Here is a 14,869-nt window from a genome sequence, read left to right on the forward strand (position 1 = left end):
CACGATCGGCAGCGGCTGGCCGGGGAACGGATGGCCAAGACATGACAGGCCGGGAACTCCACGCCCCATCGCACGGTCCGGCCTGCCATCGCGATCCTGCCTCCCGCCCTCACCACCGGAAACCCGCTGCACGAATCTGCCCGGACTTGATCGCCTACTGCCCAATCGACGGCCGATTGCGTTCGCGGTGCACCTGTTTCCGTTCGGCCGCGGGCGGAGTCCGCCGGGGACCAGCCGGGCCGGCAGAGGGACGGACCGCGAGGCGGCAAGGGACGGCGAGACGGCGAGACGGCGAGACGGCAAGGAACCGCAGGACGGCGGGACGGCGACGGGCGGCCCCACCACGCGCGTCAGTCCAGGGCGCGCACCGCCGCCAGGACGTCCAAGCCCAGCTCCGGGTCGGCGCTCTCGGGCTGGCTGACCGAGAGCCGGGTGACCAGGCCCGCGTACCGGCGGCGGATCTCCCGGGCGACCTCCTCGACCGGCCCGGACACCGCGAAGGTGTCGAACACCTCGTCGTCGACCAGCGCGGCCATCTCCGCCCAGCGCCCGCGCACCGAGTGGGCGTGCAGTTCCTCCTGCAGGCCCTCCCAGCCGTGCTGCGCCAGCACCGGACGGTAGGCGGGCGTGGAGGCGTAGAAGGCGAGCCGCTCGCGGGTCGCGGCCCGGTTGGCCGCCAGCTCCTCCTCGGTGCGGCCGGTCGCGGTGAGCACGTTGCCGACGACCTCGAACGGGCGCTGCGTCCACACCGCGCCCTCCGCCTCGGCCCGCGACCGCTCCTCGGTCAGCCCGGGCAGCACCTGCTCGGCCAGGTACGCGGTGGAGGAGAACGGGTGGCTCAGGAAGCCGTCCGCCACCGCCCCGGCGGTGCGGGTCATCAGCGGTCCGACGCCCGCCAGCAGGATCCGCGGCACGCCGGCCGGGACCGGGTCCGGCGAGAAGACCGGCGTCATCACCGTGTGGGTGTAGAACTCGCCCCGGAAGCGCAGCCGTTCACCGGTCTGCCAGCTGTGCCAGATCGCCCGCACCGCGTGCACGTACTCGCGCATCCGGGCGGCCGGACGGTCCCAGGGCATCCCGAAGCGCTTCTCGATGTGCGGCTTGACCTGCGAGCCCAGCCCGATGACGGCCCGTCCGCCGGATGCCGCGTGCAGCCCCCAGGCCTGGTAGGCCAGGGTCATCGGGGTGCGGGCGAAGGCCACCGCGATGCCGGTGGCGAGTTCGATCGACGTGGTCCGGTCGGCGGCGCGGGCGAGCTGGAGGAACGGGTCGTACGCGGTCTCGGCGACCACCAGCCGGTCCATGCCCCGGCGTTCGGCCCGCTCGGCGGCGGCCAGGATGCCCGCCGGGTGTCCGAAGTCGGTGGCGTCGAGGCGGAAGGTGGCGGGTCGGTCCATGGTGGTGCTCCTGGTCGCGGGCTGCGGTGCTACCCGGGTCAGCCTGCCACGCTCCCGGCGCTCCGTGCTCCCCGCCCCGCCCGCATCCCCCGCCACCGTGTCCCCGCCCCCGGCCACCGCCGCCGCCCACTCCCGGCCCGGACACTCCTCCGATCGGCCGCCCTCGCGTCGGCGAACGGTGGCAGCATCTCGAACAGCACCGCCCGCGACGCCCCGCGGGCGGCGCTCCGAGGGAGGAGTGTCCACATGCTCACGCAGCCCGTCGTCCGCACCACCGAGGGGACCGTCCGTGGCTTCCTGGACCGGGGGCTCGCGGTCTTCCGCGGCATCCCGTACGCCCAGCCGCCGGTCGGACCGCTCCGCTTCGCCGCCCCCGCCCCGCCCGAGCCCTGGGACGGCGTCCGCGAGGCCTTCGAGTTCGGCCCCGTCGCGCCGCAGTCCGGTCCGCTGCCCGCGGGCGAACCGTCCACGGGCACCGACTGGCTCACGCTCAACGTCTGCACCCCGCACCCGGACAGCGGGGGGCTGCCGGTGCTGGTCTGGCTCCCGGGCGGCGGCTACATCTCGGGGACGGCCAACGACCCGATGTACGACCCGGTCGAGCTCGCCCGCGCCGGACTGGTCGTGGTGAGCGTCAACTACCGGGTGGGCGCGGAGGGTTTCGCACTGCTGGAGGGGGCCCCGGCCAACCGGGGCTTCCTCGACCAGATCGCGGCGCTGGAGTGGGTGCGGCGCAACGTCGCCGGGTTCGGCGGCGACCCGGACCGGGTGACCGTCGCCGGCCAGTCCGCGGGCGCCGGCTCGATCGCCGCACTGCTGACCGTGGACGGGGCGCGCGGCCTGTTCCGGCGGGCCGTCACCCACAGCGTCCCGGGCCGGTTCTGCACCCCGGCGCTGGCCGCCGAGGTCACCGCCGAGCTCGCGAAGCAGCTCGGCACCACCCCGACGGCCGCCGCGCTGGCCGAGGTCGACCCCTGGCGCCTGGCCGCGGCGGTCACCGACCTCGGCACGGCGCTCCCGCAGCACCTCGCCCGCTGGGGGCGGCTCGCGCAGGCCGGCATCGCCACGATCCCGGTGGTCGACGGCGAGGTCCTGCGCGGCACGCCCTGGTCGGCCCTCGACTCCGGCCGGGCGGACGGCATCGAGCTCCTGGCCGGTCACACCCGCGACGAGTTCCGGCTGTTCAGCGTCCTCAGCGGCCGACACGGCAGCTACACCGAGGAGGAGGCCCGCCTCGCCCTGGAGCTGTACGCCCCGTGGCCGACCGCACCGGACGAGTACCGCGCCGCGTATCCGGGGGCCACCGCCCCGGACCTCCTCGAAACGGTGAGCTCCGACGCGCTGTTCCGGATGCCGTCCCTTCGGCTCGCCGAGGCCAACGCCGCGGCCGGCGGCACGTCGTACCTCTTCGAACTGACCTTCCCCGCCCCCGCGGCGGGCGGCGTGTTCGGCGCCTGCCACGCCCTGGACGTCCCGCTGGCGTTCGGCACCCTGGGCAGCCCCGCAGGACGTCGGCTCCTGGGCGACCCGCCCTCCCCGGAGGCCGTCCGGGTCTCGCAGGAGCTGCAGCGGGCCTGGGTCCGCTTCGCCACCACCGGGGACCCGGGCTGGCCCGCCTTCGAGCCGGACGGGCGACTCACCCGGGTCCTGGACGCCCGCTCGGAGACCGTCCGGTACCCCGAACAGGCCTCCGGCCGGATCTGGGCGGGGCACCCCCTCACCGCCGACGACCTCCGCTGACACGGCCCGCCGTCCGGCGACGCCCCGGCGGACGGCGGTCACCCGGCGACGGGCAGTCGACGGAGGTCACCCGGCGACGGGCAGTTCACGGGCGGCCACTCCACGGCCGTCAGATGTCGTGCCGCACCACGGCCGCCTCGAACTCCCGGAAGCCGCACTCCTGCTGCCACTCCTGCTCGGCCTTGGGGCTGGCCGCCAGCAGCGCCTCGCAGCCCGCGCTCGGGTGGTCGCCGCCGAGCACGTCGGACGCGCACTCCGGCACGGGCTCGAAGCGGTCCCGGTCCTGCCAGAGGCTGCGGCCGGGCAGGAAGCCGTACTCCAGCGAGGTGCGGGCCAGGTTCCGCAGGTCCCGGTAGCCCAGCGCGTAGCGGGTGGTGGCCTTCTGGTACTCCTCGGTGATGTCGCCGCGCGAGACCCCGGGGTCGTCGGTGGCCAGGGCGGTCGGCACCCCGTGCCGCCGGTAGAGCGGGAACGGGTGGTCCGGGCCGGAGACCTGGAGGATCTGCTCGTTGCTGGTCAGCGGCACCTCGATCAGGGTGTGCCGCTCGGCCAGGGTGTTCAGCAGCTCGGCGGAGTCGTCCTCGTGCACGACGTCCACGCCGTGGCCGATCCGCTCGGCGTGGCCGGTCAGCACCGCCTCCCGGATGTGGAAGCGCAGGTCCTCGGGCTTGACCAGGCCGGGGACCAACTCGCCGGCGTGCAGGGTGATGTGGGCCTTCGGGTAGAGCGGGTGCAGGAAGTCCAGCATCCGCATCTGCAGATCGTAGTTCTCCAGCGAGGCCGGGGCGTCCTCCGGCTGGACGAGGTTGACCGCGACGAACCGGTCGTCCTGACCGGCCAGTTCCATGCCGAGCATCAGCTGGGTGAACACCCGGGCGGGCGTCGAGGTGCGCGCGGCCTGGGAGATGAGCCGGACGGTGACGGAGCAGCCCTTCGCCGGCCGGTCGGTGTCGCAGTTCTGGGTGTCCTCGTACTCCTCGAACATCCGGTCGGCCTCGGCGCGGGCGTCGGCGACGACCTGTGCCATGCCGCCGTCGGCGAGCAGCTTCTCGCGCATCGCCGCGAAGTCCGGGTCGAAGCCGACCTTGGCAGCGAGCGCCGAACCGCTCACCGAGGCCGGCGTGAGCATGGTCTCCAGGTAGCTCTGCTGCTGGTCCGCCATGGTGTCGGTGACCTCGGCGAGCATCCGGCCGGGATGGCGCCAGCTGGCCTCGCCGAACTTCAGGAAGGTGGCGAAGAAGTGGTCGTGGCCGGACTCGGCGCCGGGCACGAAGTCCTGCATCGACCAGGCCCTGATCACCTGCCGCCGGAAGTCCGGGTCGGACTCCGCGTCGGCGGCCGGACGGGCGGTCGCCGAACACGGCGCCACCTGCGCCGTGAGGGTCGCGGTGTCGATGCAGAGCCCGTCCTCGGTGGCGAGCCGGATCAGCAGCTCGGTGGAGACGGCTCCGGAGAGGTGGTTGTGCAGGTCGCCGCCCTTGGGCAGCTGGTAGAGGAAGCGCCGCAGCGCCTCCGGGTCGTTGCGGACGCTGTCCAGGTAGGCGTCCACCCGGTGCTCGGCGCCGCCGCCCGCGACCTTGGCGGCGGGCAGCGGCGCGGCCTGGGCGGCGGCGGGGAGCAGTGGTGCGATCAGCGCGGCACAGGCGGCGACCGCGGCGACGGTGGTACGGCGTAGCGTGATCATGGCCGTATGCTCGCGGGCGGCCACCGCCCCCGTCGGCGTCTGCGGAGCCTGTCCCGGACACACCACCCGGACGGGCGATCGGTGGGTACGCACGGTACGACGCGTACGTACGGCCGACCGCTCAGCCGTCCGGATCGGTCCGGGGCGCCGCTGCTACGCCGAGAGCCGGTCCAGCAGTCCGGCGGCCACCAGGGCCGAGGAGGCCGGGTTCTGACCGGTCACCAGGTTGCGGTCGACGACCGAGTGCGGCGCCCAGGGCTCGCCCTCCTCGAAGTCCGCGCCGAGCGCGACCAGCCGGTCCTGGAGCAGCCAGGGCGCGCGCTCCGCGAGGCCGGCCTGGGTCTCCTCGGCGTTGGTGAAGCCGGTCAGCCGGTACCCGGCGAACGGCGAGCCGCCGTCCTCGGTGCGGGCGGCGAGCAGCGCGGCCGGGCCGTGGCAGACCACGCCGAGCGGTCGGCCGGAGGCCAGCGCGGCGGTGAGCAGCCGGCCGGAGTCGGCGTCGACCGCCAGGTCCTCCATCGGGCCGTGGCCGCCGGGGTAGAAGACGGCGTCGTAGTCGGCCGGGTCGACCTCGGCCAGCACGCGCGGCCGGCGGAACTCGTCGATCGCCTCCAGCGCCCCGGTGATCCCCGGGTCGGTCAGGCTGGCCCGGTCGGCGACCGGGACGACGCCGCCCGGGGTGGCGACGGTGACCCGGTGGCCGGCCGCGGTGAAGGCCTGGTACGGGACGACGGCCTCCTCCGCCCAGAAGCCGGTCGGGTGCTTGGTGCCGTCGTTCAGCGTCCAGACGTCCGAGCCGGTCAGGACGAACAGGATGTCGGCCATGGTGGGTGCCTCCAGGTGGCTGCGGTGGTGCGGTCCCCGCCGCGACGACCCCGCCGCGGCGCTCACGTCGTCGACGCTAGACCGGGCGAGCCCACGGGAACCAATGGGCCACGCGATGCGGGGCATCGGAATTCCGATGGCTCCCACGGGCGGCCCAGCCATCGGGATCCCGTAGGCTCGCGCTATGAGCGATCGGCTGCTGCCGGGCTCCGGCCCGCTGGACCTCAACCAACTGCGGACCTTCCTCGCGGTGCACCGCGCGGGCTCCTTCACCGCGGCCGCGCACCTGCTGGGCCTCTCCCAGTCCACGGTGACCGCGCAGATCCGCGCGCTGGAGCAGCGACTCGGCCGGGAGCTCTTCGAGCGCCGGGCTCGCGGGGTCAGCCCGCTGCCGTACGCCGACGACCTCGCCGCCCGCCTGGCGGAGCCGCTGGACCGGCTGGCGGGTGTCGCCGACGGGCGCGGCGGCGGCGTGCCGGAGCCGGTCCACCTGGCCGGGCCGGCGGAGTTCCTGGGCACCGTCCTGCTGGCGGAGCTGGCGCCGCTGGTCGCCGAGGGCGTCCGGCTGCGGGTGACCGGCGGGCTGACCGACCCGCTGCTGGAGGAACTGCGGGCCGGGCGGCACGACCTGGTGGTCGCCACCCGTCGCCCGCGCGGCCGGACGCTGCTCGCCGAGCCGCTGGCCGACGAGGAGTTCGTGCTGGTCGCCGCCCCGGTATGGGCCGAGCGGCTGTCCGGCCGGGAGCTGCCCGAGGCCCTGGCGGACGTGCCGCTGCTCAGCTACGCCGAGGACCTGCCGATCGCCCGGCGCTACTGGCGGCACGTCTTCGACCGGCGGCTGCACGCCCGGGCCGCGGTCACCGTGCCGGACCTGCGGGCGGTGCTCGCCGCGGTGACGGCGGGCGCGGGCTGGAGCGTGCTGCCCGGCTACCTCTGCCGGGCCGAACTCGCTTCCGGCGCACTGGTGTTGCTCCACGAGCCGGCCGACCCGCCGATCAACACCGCCTACCTGGTCCGGCGCCCGGCCGGCTCGGCCAACCCGCACGTCGCGCTGGTCCGCGAACGCCTGCTGGCCGCGGCCCGGGCCTACTGAGCCCGCGGCTGCCCGTCCGGCCGGCCACCCGTCCGGCCTCCCGACCAGCGACCCGGCCGACGGCGCCACGGCGAACGGCCCTGCGGTGGACGGCGGAGCAGCAGCGCCGCCGCGACGGCGAGCAGCAGGCCGCAGGCGGACCACAACACGATCTCGGTGCGCCCGGCGGGTCGCTCGGGGAAGCGGGCATCCGGTGCGACCGGCTGCGGGCCGAACCGGGACGTCAACTCGCCCGCGTCGAGGGTGACCTGCTTGACCGCCGACTCGCCGAACGCCGCGGTGGTGTCGATGTGCACGCTCGACACCGGGTAGGGGAAGCGCTGCCAGAACACCCCCGCCTCGGAGCGGGCGAGGGCCATCGCCTCGTCCCGGTCGTGCTCCTGGCCCGAGTACCGGACGTCCAACCGGTAGCCCGTGGCCGTCCGTTCGCCCACGCTGAAGCAGGCGAAGGACGGGAGGTCGTCCTGCAGCTCCTGCACCCCGGGGAAGCCCGGGGCGCACGGCCCGTTCCAGTCCGGGGCGGTGGCGGCAGCCCAGCCGGCCAATGCCGCGACCGCCAGTGCGGTCACCACCGCCCTCCAGGGCGTCCGTCGGGCCGTCGGGCGCCGTCCCCCGAGGGGTGGGGCCGGTCTGTGGTCGCTGCTGTCCATCGGTCCGTCCGTGCAGGATGATCGTCGCCGCCGGGTCGGCGGGGGTACAGCATGCCGGAGCCGCCCGGCGGCCGGTCCGTCGGGGTGCGGTCGGTGCTCTCGGTGCGCCGGACGGGGCACGGCCGGGCACGCCACGCAGGGGCGGTCGGCCCGGCGGACCGGCCGCCGGCGCGCTCAGATCGCCAGGTCGCGCCGTTCCAGCAGCCGGAACGCCGCCAGGAGCCCGAGCAGGCCGACGCCGATCAGCAGGCCCAGCGACACCCAGGGCACGCCGCCGTGGCCGAGCACGTCGCCCGGGGCGTAGTAGTGGAACGGGCTGAGGTAGCGCAGCGGCCGGGCCGGGGACCAGGCCAGCGCGACGAAGTTCAGCGCGAAGCCGACCGCGCCGAAGGCGACCGCGGCGCCGATCACGTACGCCCGCCGCCGGCTGAGCGCGGACACCGCCAGCACCGGCCCGGTCAGGCTGAAGGCGAGGGCGCAGCCGAGCAGTCCGGCGGTGAACACCGCGCCCTCCGGGACGGCGGCGCGCAGCTTCGGGGAGAACGCGACCCCGAGCGCGATGGTCAGTGTGGCGGCGGCGTTGAGCAGCACCGAGGCGGCGACCATGGCGCCGGCCCGTTCGGCGAGCAGCCGGCGCCGGGAGACCGGGCGGGTCATCAGCAGCTCGATGGTGCCGGACTCGACGTCGGCCGCGACGGCGGCGGCGCCGAGCGAGCCGATCACGGTGAGCTGGAGGGCGATCCAGAACGGGTGGGTGAGCCCGGCGCCGAGCAGGCCTGGGTAGCTGGCGATGGACACGTCGCCGTTGGAACCGCTGAAGGCCCGGAACGCGCCGGGCGGGTTGCGACGGGCGGCGCCGAACAGGTCGCCGGGCGCGATGGTCCCGGCGATCACCACGATCAGGGTCTCGAAGACGACCATGCCGAACAGCAGCGAGAGCAGCATCCGGCGCCGCCGGTGCAGGGCGAGCCAGACCAGGGGGAGGCGGCGACTGACGGTACCCGGGTTCACGGCTTGTCCTCCGTTTCCGGGCGGTGACCGTCGCCCGCTGCTGCCGGCCGGTGGTCGTCGCCCGCCGTACCGTGGCCGCGGTCGTCGCCCGTCGCATCGTGGCCGCGGTCGTCCTCCGAGCGGTAGAGGTCGAGGAAGGCCTCGTCCAGGCCGGCCTCCTCGACGGTCAGGTCGGCGACCGGCAGTTCGGCCAGCAGGGTGCGCACGGCCCGGACCACCTCGTCCGGCGGCACCAGCAGTTCGACCCGCCGGCCGTCCCAGCGCGGGGACCACCGCTCGGCGGCGCCCAGCGGCCGGGCGCCCAGGTCGTCGGCGAAGACCAGCCGGACCCTGCGGGCCCGCGCCTGGCGCAGTTCGGCCACCGAGCGGACGGTCACCAGCCGACCGTGGCGCACGATGGCGACCCGCCCGCAGGTGCGCTGCACCTCGGGCAGCACGTGGCTGGAGAGCAGGACGGTCCGCCCGGCCGCGGCCTCCTCGGCGAGCAGTTCGTAGAAGGTCTCCTGGACCAGCGGGTCGAGCCCTTCGCTCGGCTCGTCCAGCACCACCACCGGGGGCCGGTGCTGCAGCGCCTGGACGAGGCCGAGCTTCTGCTTCATGCCGCGCGAGTACTCCCCCACCGGGCGCGCGAGGTCGGCGCGGGAGAGCTTCAGCCGCTCGCACAGCTCGTGCCGGCGCGGCACCGGGGCGCCCTGGAGGGCGGCGAGCAGGTCGAGGGTCTGCTGCCCGGTGAGTTCGGGGTAGAGCCGCAGTTCGCCGGGCAGGTAGCCGATCGAGGGGGCGACCCGTCGGTGGTCGGCCACCGGGTCCAGGCCGAGCACGCGCACCTGCCCGTCACTGGGGCCGAGCAGGCCGACCAGGCAGCGCAGGGTGGTGGTCTTCCCGGCGCCGTTGGGGCCGAGCAGGCCGAACACCTCGCCGGCCTCGACCGACACGTCCAGTTGCTCGATGCCGACGGTGTCGCCGTAACGCTTGGTGAGCGAGCGCAGTTCGATGACCGGCCCGGTTCCGTTCCCCGGCATGACCCACCTCCAGTGACGGGTGCGTCGGACATCAAAGCGCTCGCGGCGGAGCCTGTCGAGAGACCCGGCCGGGGCAACCGGGTGCGGATCGGCCCCGGACCGGCCCCGGACCGGCCGACGGGCAGCGACTCCGGACGGGCTCCTGCTGCGGTCGGACGCCCGTTCCGGGCCGGCCCGCGCCGTGTCACCCCTTGCACACGCCCAGCGGCACCAGGCACGCGACCCTCCGGGCCAGCCCGGCGGCCTCGGTGACGGCGGCCACCGCGTCGACGTCCTTGTAGGCCTCGGGCGTCTCCTCCGCCAGGGCGCGCCACGAGGCGGGGCGCACCGCGATGCCGCGCGCCTCCAGGTCGCTCTTGAGCCGTTCGCCGCGCACCGTGCGCAGCGCCTGGTGCCGGCTGAGCACCCGCCCGGCGCCGTGGCAGGCCGAACGGAAGGCCTCGTTGTCCGGCAGCCCGACCATGACGTACGAGGCGGTGCCCATGGTGCCCGGCACCAGCACGGGCTGCCCGACGTCGGCGAGGTCGGCGGGCAGGTCGGGGTCGCCGGGCGGCAGCGCGCGGGTGGCGCCCTTGCGGTGGACGCACAGGTTCCGGGGGACGCCGTCCACCTCGTGGGTCTCCAGCTTGGCGAGGTTGTGCGAGACGTCGTAGACCAGCTCCAGCCCGATGCCGAGCGCGGTGGCGAAGGCCCGGCGGGCCGCCTCGGAGAGCAGTTGCCGGTTGGCCCGGCCGTAGTTGGCGGCGGCGGTCATCGCGCCCAGGTAGGCGCGGCCGCGGGGCGAGTCGACGGGGGTGCAGGCGAGTTGGCGGTCCGGGAGGTCGATCGCGTAGCGGTGCAGTTCGCGGTCCATGGCGCGCACGTGGTCGGTGCAGATCTGGTGGCCGAGGCCGCGCGAGCCGCAGTGGATCATGACGCAGACCTGGCCGGGCCGCAGTCCGAAGGCGGCCGCGGTGTCCTGGTCGTACAACCGGTCGACCGCCTGCACCTCCAGGAAGTGGTTGGCCGAGCCGAGACTGCCGACCTGCTGCAGCCCCCGCTCGACGGCCCGGGTGCTCACCTCGCCGGGGGCCGCGCCGTCCAGCACCCCGCGGTCCTCGCAGCGCTCCAGGTCGCGCGGCACGCCGTGGCCGTGCTCGACGGCGTACCGGGCGCCGCCGAGCAGCAGGTCGTCCAGCTCCTCCGGTCCGGAGAGCTGCCAGAGGCCGCCCCGGCCGAGGCCGCGCGGGACGGTCTTGTCCAGCAGGTCCATCAGGCGGCGGATCCGCTCGTGGTCGAGCTCGTCCCGGGTGACGCCGGCCGCCAGCAGCCGCACCCCGCAGGAGATGTCGAAGCCGACCCCGCCGGGCGAGACCACCCCGCCCTCGTCGACGTCGGTGGCCGCGACCCCGCCGATCGGGAAGCCGTAGCCCCAGTGCACGTCGGGCATCGCGTAGGAGGCGCGGACGATCCCGGGCAGCGTCGCCACGTTCGCCACCTGCTCCAGCGCCTTGTCGCCGCCGGCCTGCGGCAGCAGCGCCTCGGAGGCGAACACCACTCCGGGCACCCGCATCGGCGGGCGCGGCTCGATCCGCCAGCGGTGATGGCCGGCCTCGGTCAGTGCGATCTGCATCTCGCTCATCCCGCTCCCGCTTCTGGGACGCTCCGGCACCCCGGTGCTCAGGTGCTCAGCCGCGCCCGCATCGGCTGCTCGGACGCCCTGCCGCTCGGACGTCCTGCCGCTCGGATGCTCAGCCGCTCAGACGTCCACGGTGACCAGGCAGGTCCAGCCGTCCGGCCCGGCGCGCAGGTCCAGGTCGTGCAGCGAAACGGCCTTCGGCACGGCGCCGACCAGCACGGCGGTGGCGGCGTCGGCCATCCGGAAGCGGACCGCCACCGTCCGGGCGCCGTCCAGTCCCTCGATGCGCGCGATCGCCAGCGCGACGGGCAGTTCGCCGTAGGCGTCCATCCGGTAGATGACCTCCTCCAGGACCCCGGCGAGCAGGTCCGCGTCGCTCACCCCGAGGACGGTGCAGGCCCGCTCGCCGACGACCTGCGCGCCGGTCAGGTCGGCGAAGCTGCCCACGACGGCGTGCACCAGCTCGCCGATGCAGCCCTCGGCCGTCGGCGCCCAGGCCTCCACCCGCAGGTCCGCCGTGTGCGGCACGCTCCGGTGACCGCGCCCGGACCGGCCGGCGGGCTCGCGTCCGTCCACGAGCGACGCCTCCCGCACCCGTTGCCGTCCTCCCTCCAGCGTCGTCCCGCGGGCGGTCCGGCGGCAAGTGCGGCGGCAAGTGCGGCGGTCCCCGGCGGACGGAAGCACCCCCGGGGCCGGGCCGGGGCCGCGGGCCGGGGGCCGGGGACCGGGGGCGCGGCGGCCGTCGGGCGGGCGACGAGGGGACGGCCCCTACCGCGGGCCTCCGAACGAGGCGAGGTAGCCGGCGGTCAGCTCGGGGGTGGCCAGCCAGGCGGCGTGGTCGCTCGGCTCGGCGTAGGTGTTGGCGAGCCGGCGGGCGACCTCCTCGTGTGCCGCGGCGGCCGCGAACACGCCCTGCACGTGGTCCGGCACGGTCAGCATCGTGGCCGTGAAGTCGACGGTGTGGCGGGCGTGTTGCTGCCAGAATCGCTCGGCGGTCCGGCACATCCAGTCGGCCGTGAACGGGGCGTCGCCGTGCTCGACGACGGCCCGCCGGTAGGCCTCGGCCGCGCGGGCGGCGCTGTTGGCGCCCTGGCCGGTGATCGGGTCGTTCACCACCACGGCGTCGCCGAGGCCCAGCACGTGCACGGCGTCCACGCCCGAGCCCAGCTCGGCCACCGCGCGCCGGACCGTCGGGGTGACGGCGCCGAAGAGCCCGGCCCCGCCGTCGGTCGGCTCGGCCTCCGTCCAGAGCTCCGCCTCCCACGGCAGGTACTCGCCCAACAGCGTGCGGATCCGGGCCAGTTGGACGTCGGGCGCCGGGGCGTCGCCGAACGCGTCCAGCGGGCTGCCGGGCAGCGCCTCCCAGAGCAGGATCGCGCACGGGCCGGAGAACGTGAGCGCCGGCTGCAGGTACAGCTCGCCGAGGCCGGGCAGGGCGTGCATCCGCGCGGTCGGAGCGGCGGCCGGGTCGGGCGCGCCGACGCCGTGCGCGTAGAGGCAGGACAGCACCCGTTGCGGCCGGTCGAAGGGCGAGCGGGCGGCATCGCGGCCGAAGATCCCGGCCAGCTCGCCGAGACCGGCCGCGACCACGGTCAGCTCGTGCCGACGGGCCAGTTCGTGCAGGCCCTCCCGGTCCAGCGAGCGGTACTCGACCCGGGCGCCGCGCTCGACCAGCAGCTCCAGCCAGTCGGCCAGCTTCAGCCGCTGGTCCACCGACCGGGCGGGCTCGTCGAGCGTCATGGTGAACTCCAGCGCCCGTACGGCGGGCGGCGCCGCCAGCACCGCGTCGACGGAGGAGACGGCCGGCGTCCGGTCCGCCCAGAGGTCCAGCCCGGCGGCCGCCTCCAGTCGCAGCGCCGGTCCGAACATCGCCTGCGTGGACAGCACCCGCCCGCCGCGCACCTGCTCCGGGGTGCGCTCGGCGACCAGCGTCACCTCGTACCCGTCCGCCACCAGCCCGAGCGCGAACTGCAGGCCGGCCTGACCGGCTCCGACGACGGCGATCCGGCGCAACTCGGCCTCCCGGTGGTCCGTTGACGACTCGTCAAGCTCGCACAGTAGCCGAGCGGGCGGCTTCGGTCACCCGTACGGACCGGTCCGGCGGGCTCAGCCGCGCAGGTGGGCGACGAGCAGTCGGACGACCTCGGGGGTCCGGTCGGCCAGGTAGAAGTGCCCGCCCGGGAAGACCCGCAGGTCGAAGCCGCCGGTGGTGTGCCGGTCCCACTGCCCGACCTGTTCCGCCGTGGCGTTCGGGTCGCTCTCCCCCACCAGGCCGGTGATCGGCACCGACACGGTCGCGTCCGGGGCGCAGCGGTACGTCTCGATGGCGGTGTAGTCGGCCCGCAGGGCGGGCAGGACCAGCTCCCGCAGCGCGGGGATGTCGAGGATCCGTTCGTCCGTGCCGCCGAGTTCGACGATCCTGGCGAGCAGTTCGTCGTCCGGCAGCTTGTACATCTCGCTGTCCCGGGGCAGTGAGGGCGCGCGGCCGGCCGAGACGAACAGCCGCTCGGGGCCCTTCACGCCGTGGCGCTCGAACCGCCGGGCGGTCTCGAACGCGACGGCCGCGCCCATGCTGTGGCCGAAGAAGACGAGCGGCCGGTCCGTCCAGTCCAGCAGCTCGCGGTACAGCTCCTCGGCGAGCCCCGCCACGGTGCTGATCGGCGGTTCCATGAAGCGGTTCTGCCGGCCGGGGTACTGGACGGCGAGCACGTCGGCGTACGGTGCCAGCGCGTTGGCGTACCCCAGGTAGTAGCTGGCCGAGCCGCCGGCGTGCGGGAAGACCACGACGCGGGCGGGCGCGGAGTCGGACGGGTTGAACCGGCGGAACCACGGGTTGTCGACGGCGGCGCTGCTGGGCATGCGGGGTGGGGCCTCTCTCCGTGACGGAATCTGCCGGTCCCAGTCTGGCAGCGCGCGGGGTGGCTGCGGGTGTTGTGGTGATCACGCGTGCCGGGCGTGGCGGCGCCGATCGACGACGCGGCGGGACACCCGTTCGGTGTCCCGCCGCTCGTCCCGGCACGGTGTTCGTCCGGCACGCCGTTCGTCCGGCACGGTGCCCGTTCCTCCGGCACGGTGTTCGTCCGGCACGGTGCCCGTTCCTCCGGCCCGCGATCAGGTACCGGTGGGCCGGGCGGGGATCAGGCGCCGTCGGGCCCGGGGATCAGGCGCCGGCGATCTGCCACCACTGCTGGGACTGGAAGTTCTTCGCCCACAGCTGCGCCCGGGCACCGTCCCCGCGCACGTTGGTGTCGCGGTCCACCACGGTGTTCAGGTTGTTGTTGAACCGCTGGTTGTAGATCGCCAGGTCGTTGGCGCGCATGAACCACTTCTGCTGGCTGCTGCTGTTGCACTGCCACAGCTGCATCCGGGTGCCGTTGTTGCCGCCGCCGTTGGTGTCCGCGTCCAGGCACATCCCCCGGAAGCGCACGCTCTCGATGCTGTAGTCGTCCCAGGAGATCCACTCCTGCTGGGTGGTGCCGTTGCAGCCCCAGACCTGCACCTTGGTGCCGTTGCCGCCGGCGTTGGCGTCCGCGTCCAGACACTGGCCCGGGGTGACCTGGTAGAGGCTGTGGATGCGGATGTAGCCGCTGGCGAGCGCGGGCGCCGCCCCGGGCGTGCGCGCGGCGCTCTGCCCGAGCGTCAGGCGGTCGGCCGGTGCGGCGGGAGCGGCGGCCGAGGCGGCGGTGGGCAGCAGCGGCACGGCGAGCGCGGCGGCCGAGGCCAGCACCGCGGCAGTGGTGCGGATACGCATGGTTCCCCCTGATGCATGGGACCGCGACCGGGCCGATTGCCCGGTGGCGCGGACGAGCGGCACCCAACCTAGGCGGGC

At 75.2% G+C, this 14,869-nt stretch carries 13 protein-coding genes; 2 read left to right on the top strand and 11 right to left on the bottom strand.

Features of this window, described 5'->3' with window-relative positions:
• Positions 1-350: 350 nt before the first annotated feature.
• On the bottom strand, positions 351-1,397 hold the full coding sequence (locus tag ABT048_RS07015) for a TIGR03617 family F420-dependent LLM class oxidoreductase (protein ID WP_350520258.1): 1,047 nt from the start codon (positions 1,395-1,397) through the stop codon (positions 351-353).
• Between the two features lie 246 nt (positions 1,398-1,643).
• Here ABT048_RS07015 and ABT048_RS07020 point away from each other — a divergent pair, with 246 nt between their 5' ends.
• A complete protein-coding gene (locus ABT048_RS07020; RefSeq protein WP_350520259.1) occupies positions 1,644-3,137 on the top strand; it encodes a carboxylesterase/lipase family protein in 1,494 nt (497 codons plus the stop codon).
• Between the two features lie 109 nt (positions 3,138-3,246).
• Here the strand turns inward: ABT048_RS07020 and ABT048_RS07025 are convergent, their stop codons facing one another.
• Together ABT048_RS07025 and ABT048_RS07030 are read right to left on the bottom strand one after the other, a co-directional pair.
• Complete coding sequence (locus tag ABT048_RS07025; protein WP_350520260.1) at positions 3,247-4,821, bottom strand: adenosine deaminase family protein; 1,575 nt, start codon at positions 4,819-4,821, stop codon at positions 3,247-3,249.
• 153 nt (positions 4,822-4,974) lie between these two features.
• Entirely contained in the window at positions 4,975-5,646 is a 672-nt protein-coding gene (locus ABT048_RS07030; RefSeq protein WP_350520261.1) for a type 1 glutamine amidotransferase domain-containing protein, read from the bottom strand.
• A 184-nt stretch (positions 5,647-5,830) separates the two neighbouring features.
• Between ABT048_RS07030 and ABT048_RS07035 the strand changes: the two genes are divergently transcribed.
• On the top strand, positions 5,831-6,739 hold the full coding sequence (locus ABT048_RS07035) for a LysR family transcriptional regulator (protein ID WP_350520262.1): 909 nt from the start codon (positions 5,831-5,833) through the stop codon (positions 6,737-6,739).
• Here the strand turns inward: ABT048_RS07035 and ABT048_RS07040 are convergent.
• The 8 genes from ABT048_RS07040 to ABT048_RS07075 all read right to left on the bottom strand — a co-directional run bounded on the left by ABT048_RS07040 (position 6,733) and on the right by ABT048_RS07075 (position 14,791).
• Positions 6,733-7,308 (bottom strand): hypothetical protein, encoded by a 576-nt coding sequence (locus ABT048_RS07040; RefSeq protein ID WP_350520263.1) that lies wholly within the window; start codon positions 7,306-7,308, stop codon positions 6,733-6,735. The genes ABT048_RS07035 and ABT048_RS07040 overlap by 7 nt on opposite strands.
• Before the next feature lie 255 nt (positions 7,309-7,563).
• Positions 7,564-8,400 carry an ABC transporter permease subunit gene (locus ABT048_RS07045; protein ID WP_350520264.1) on the bottom strand — a complete coding sequence of 279 codons (837 nt, stop codon included), beginning with the start codon at positions 8,398-8,400 and terminating at the stop codon, positions 7,564-7,566.
• Entirely contained in the window at positions 8,397-9,422 is a 1,026-nt protein-coding gene (locus ABT048_RS07050) for an ABC transporter ATP-binding protein (RefSeq protein ID WP_350520265.1), read from the bottom strand. The genes ABT048_RS07045 and ABT048_RS07050 overlap by 4 nt, the downstream gene beginning before the upstream one ends.
• 184 nt (positions 9,423-9,606) lie before the next feature.
• Complete coding sequence (locus tag ABT048_RS07055; protein ID WP_350520266.1) at positions 9,607-11,043, bottom strand: RtcB family protein; 1,437 nt, start codon at positions 11,041-11,043, stop codon at positions 9,607-9,609.
• Positions 11,044-11,160: 117 nt separating this feature from the next.
• A complete protein-coding gene (locus ABT048_RS07060; protein ID WP_350520267.1) occupies positions 11,161-11,568 on the bottom strand; it encodes an archease in 408 nt (135 codons plus the stop codon).
• A 240-nt stretch (positions 11,569-11,808) separates the two neighbouring features.
• Positions 11,809-13,053 carry a styrene monooxygenase/indole monooxygenase family protein gene (locus ABT048_RS07065; RefSeq protein ID WP_350520268.1) on the bottom strand — a complete coding sequence of 415 codons (1,245 nt, stop codon included), beginning with the start codon at positions 13,051-13,053 and terminating at the stop codon, positions 11,809-11,811.
• Positions 13,054-13,146: 93 nt separating this feature from the next.
• Positions 13,147-13,899, bottom strand: a complete 753-nt coding sequence (locus ABT048_RS07070; protein ID WP_350520269.1) for a thioesterase II family protein — start codon at positions 13,897-13,899, stop codon at positions 13,147-13,149.
• A 301-nt stretch (positions 13,900-14,200) separates the two neighbouring features.
• Positions 14,201-14,791, bottom strand: coding sequence for a ricin-type beta-trefoil lectin domain protein (locus ABT048_RS07075; protein ID WP_350520270.1), 591 nt, complete (start codon positions 14,789-14,791; stop codon positions 14,201-14,203).
• Between the last annotated feature and the right edge of the window lie 78 nt (positions 14,792-14,869).

This window comes from Kitasatospora sp. NPDC096140, assembly GCF_040303045.1.
In the GTDB taxonomy this organism is placed as follows: Bacteria; Actinomycetota; Actinomycetes; order Streptomycetales; family Streptomycetaceae; genus Kitasatospora.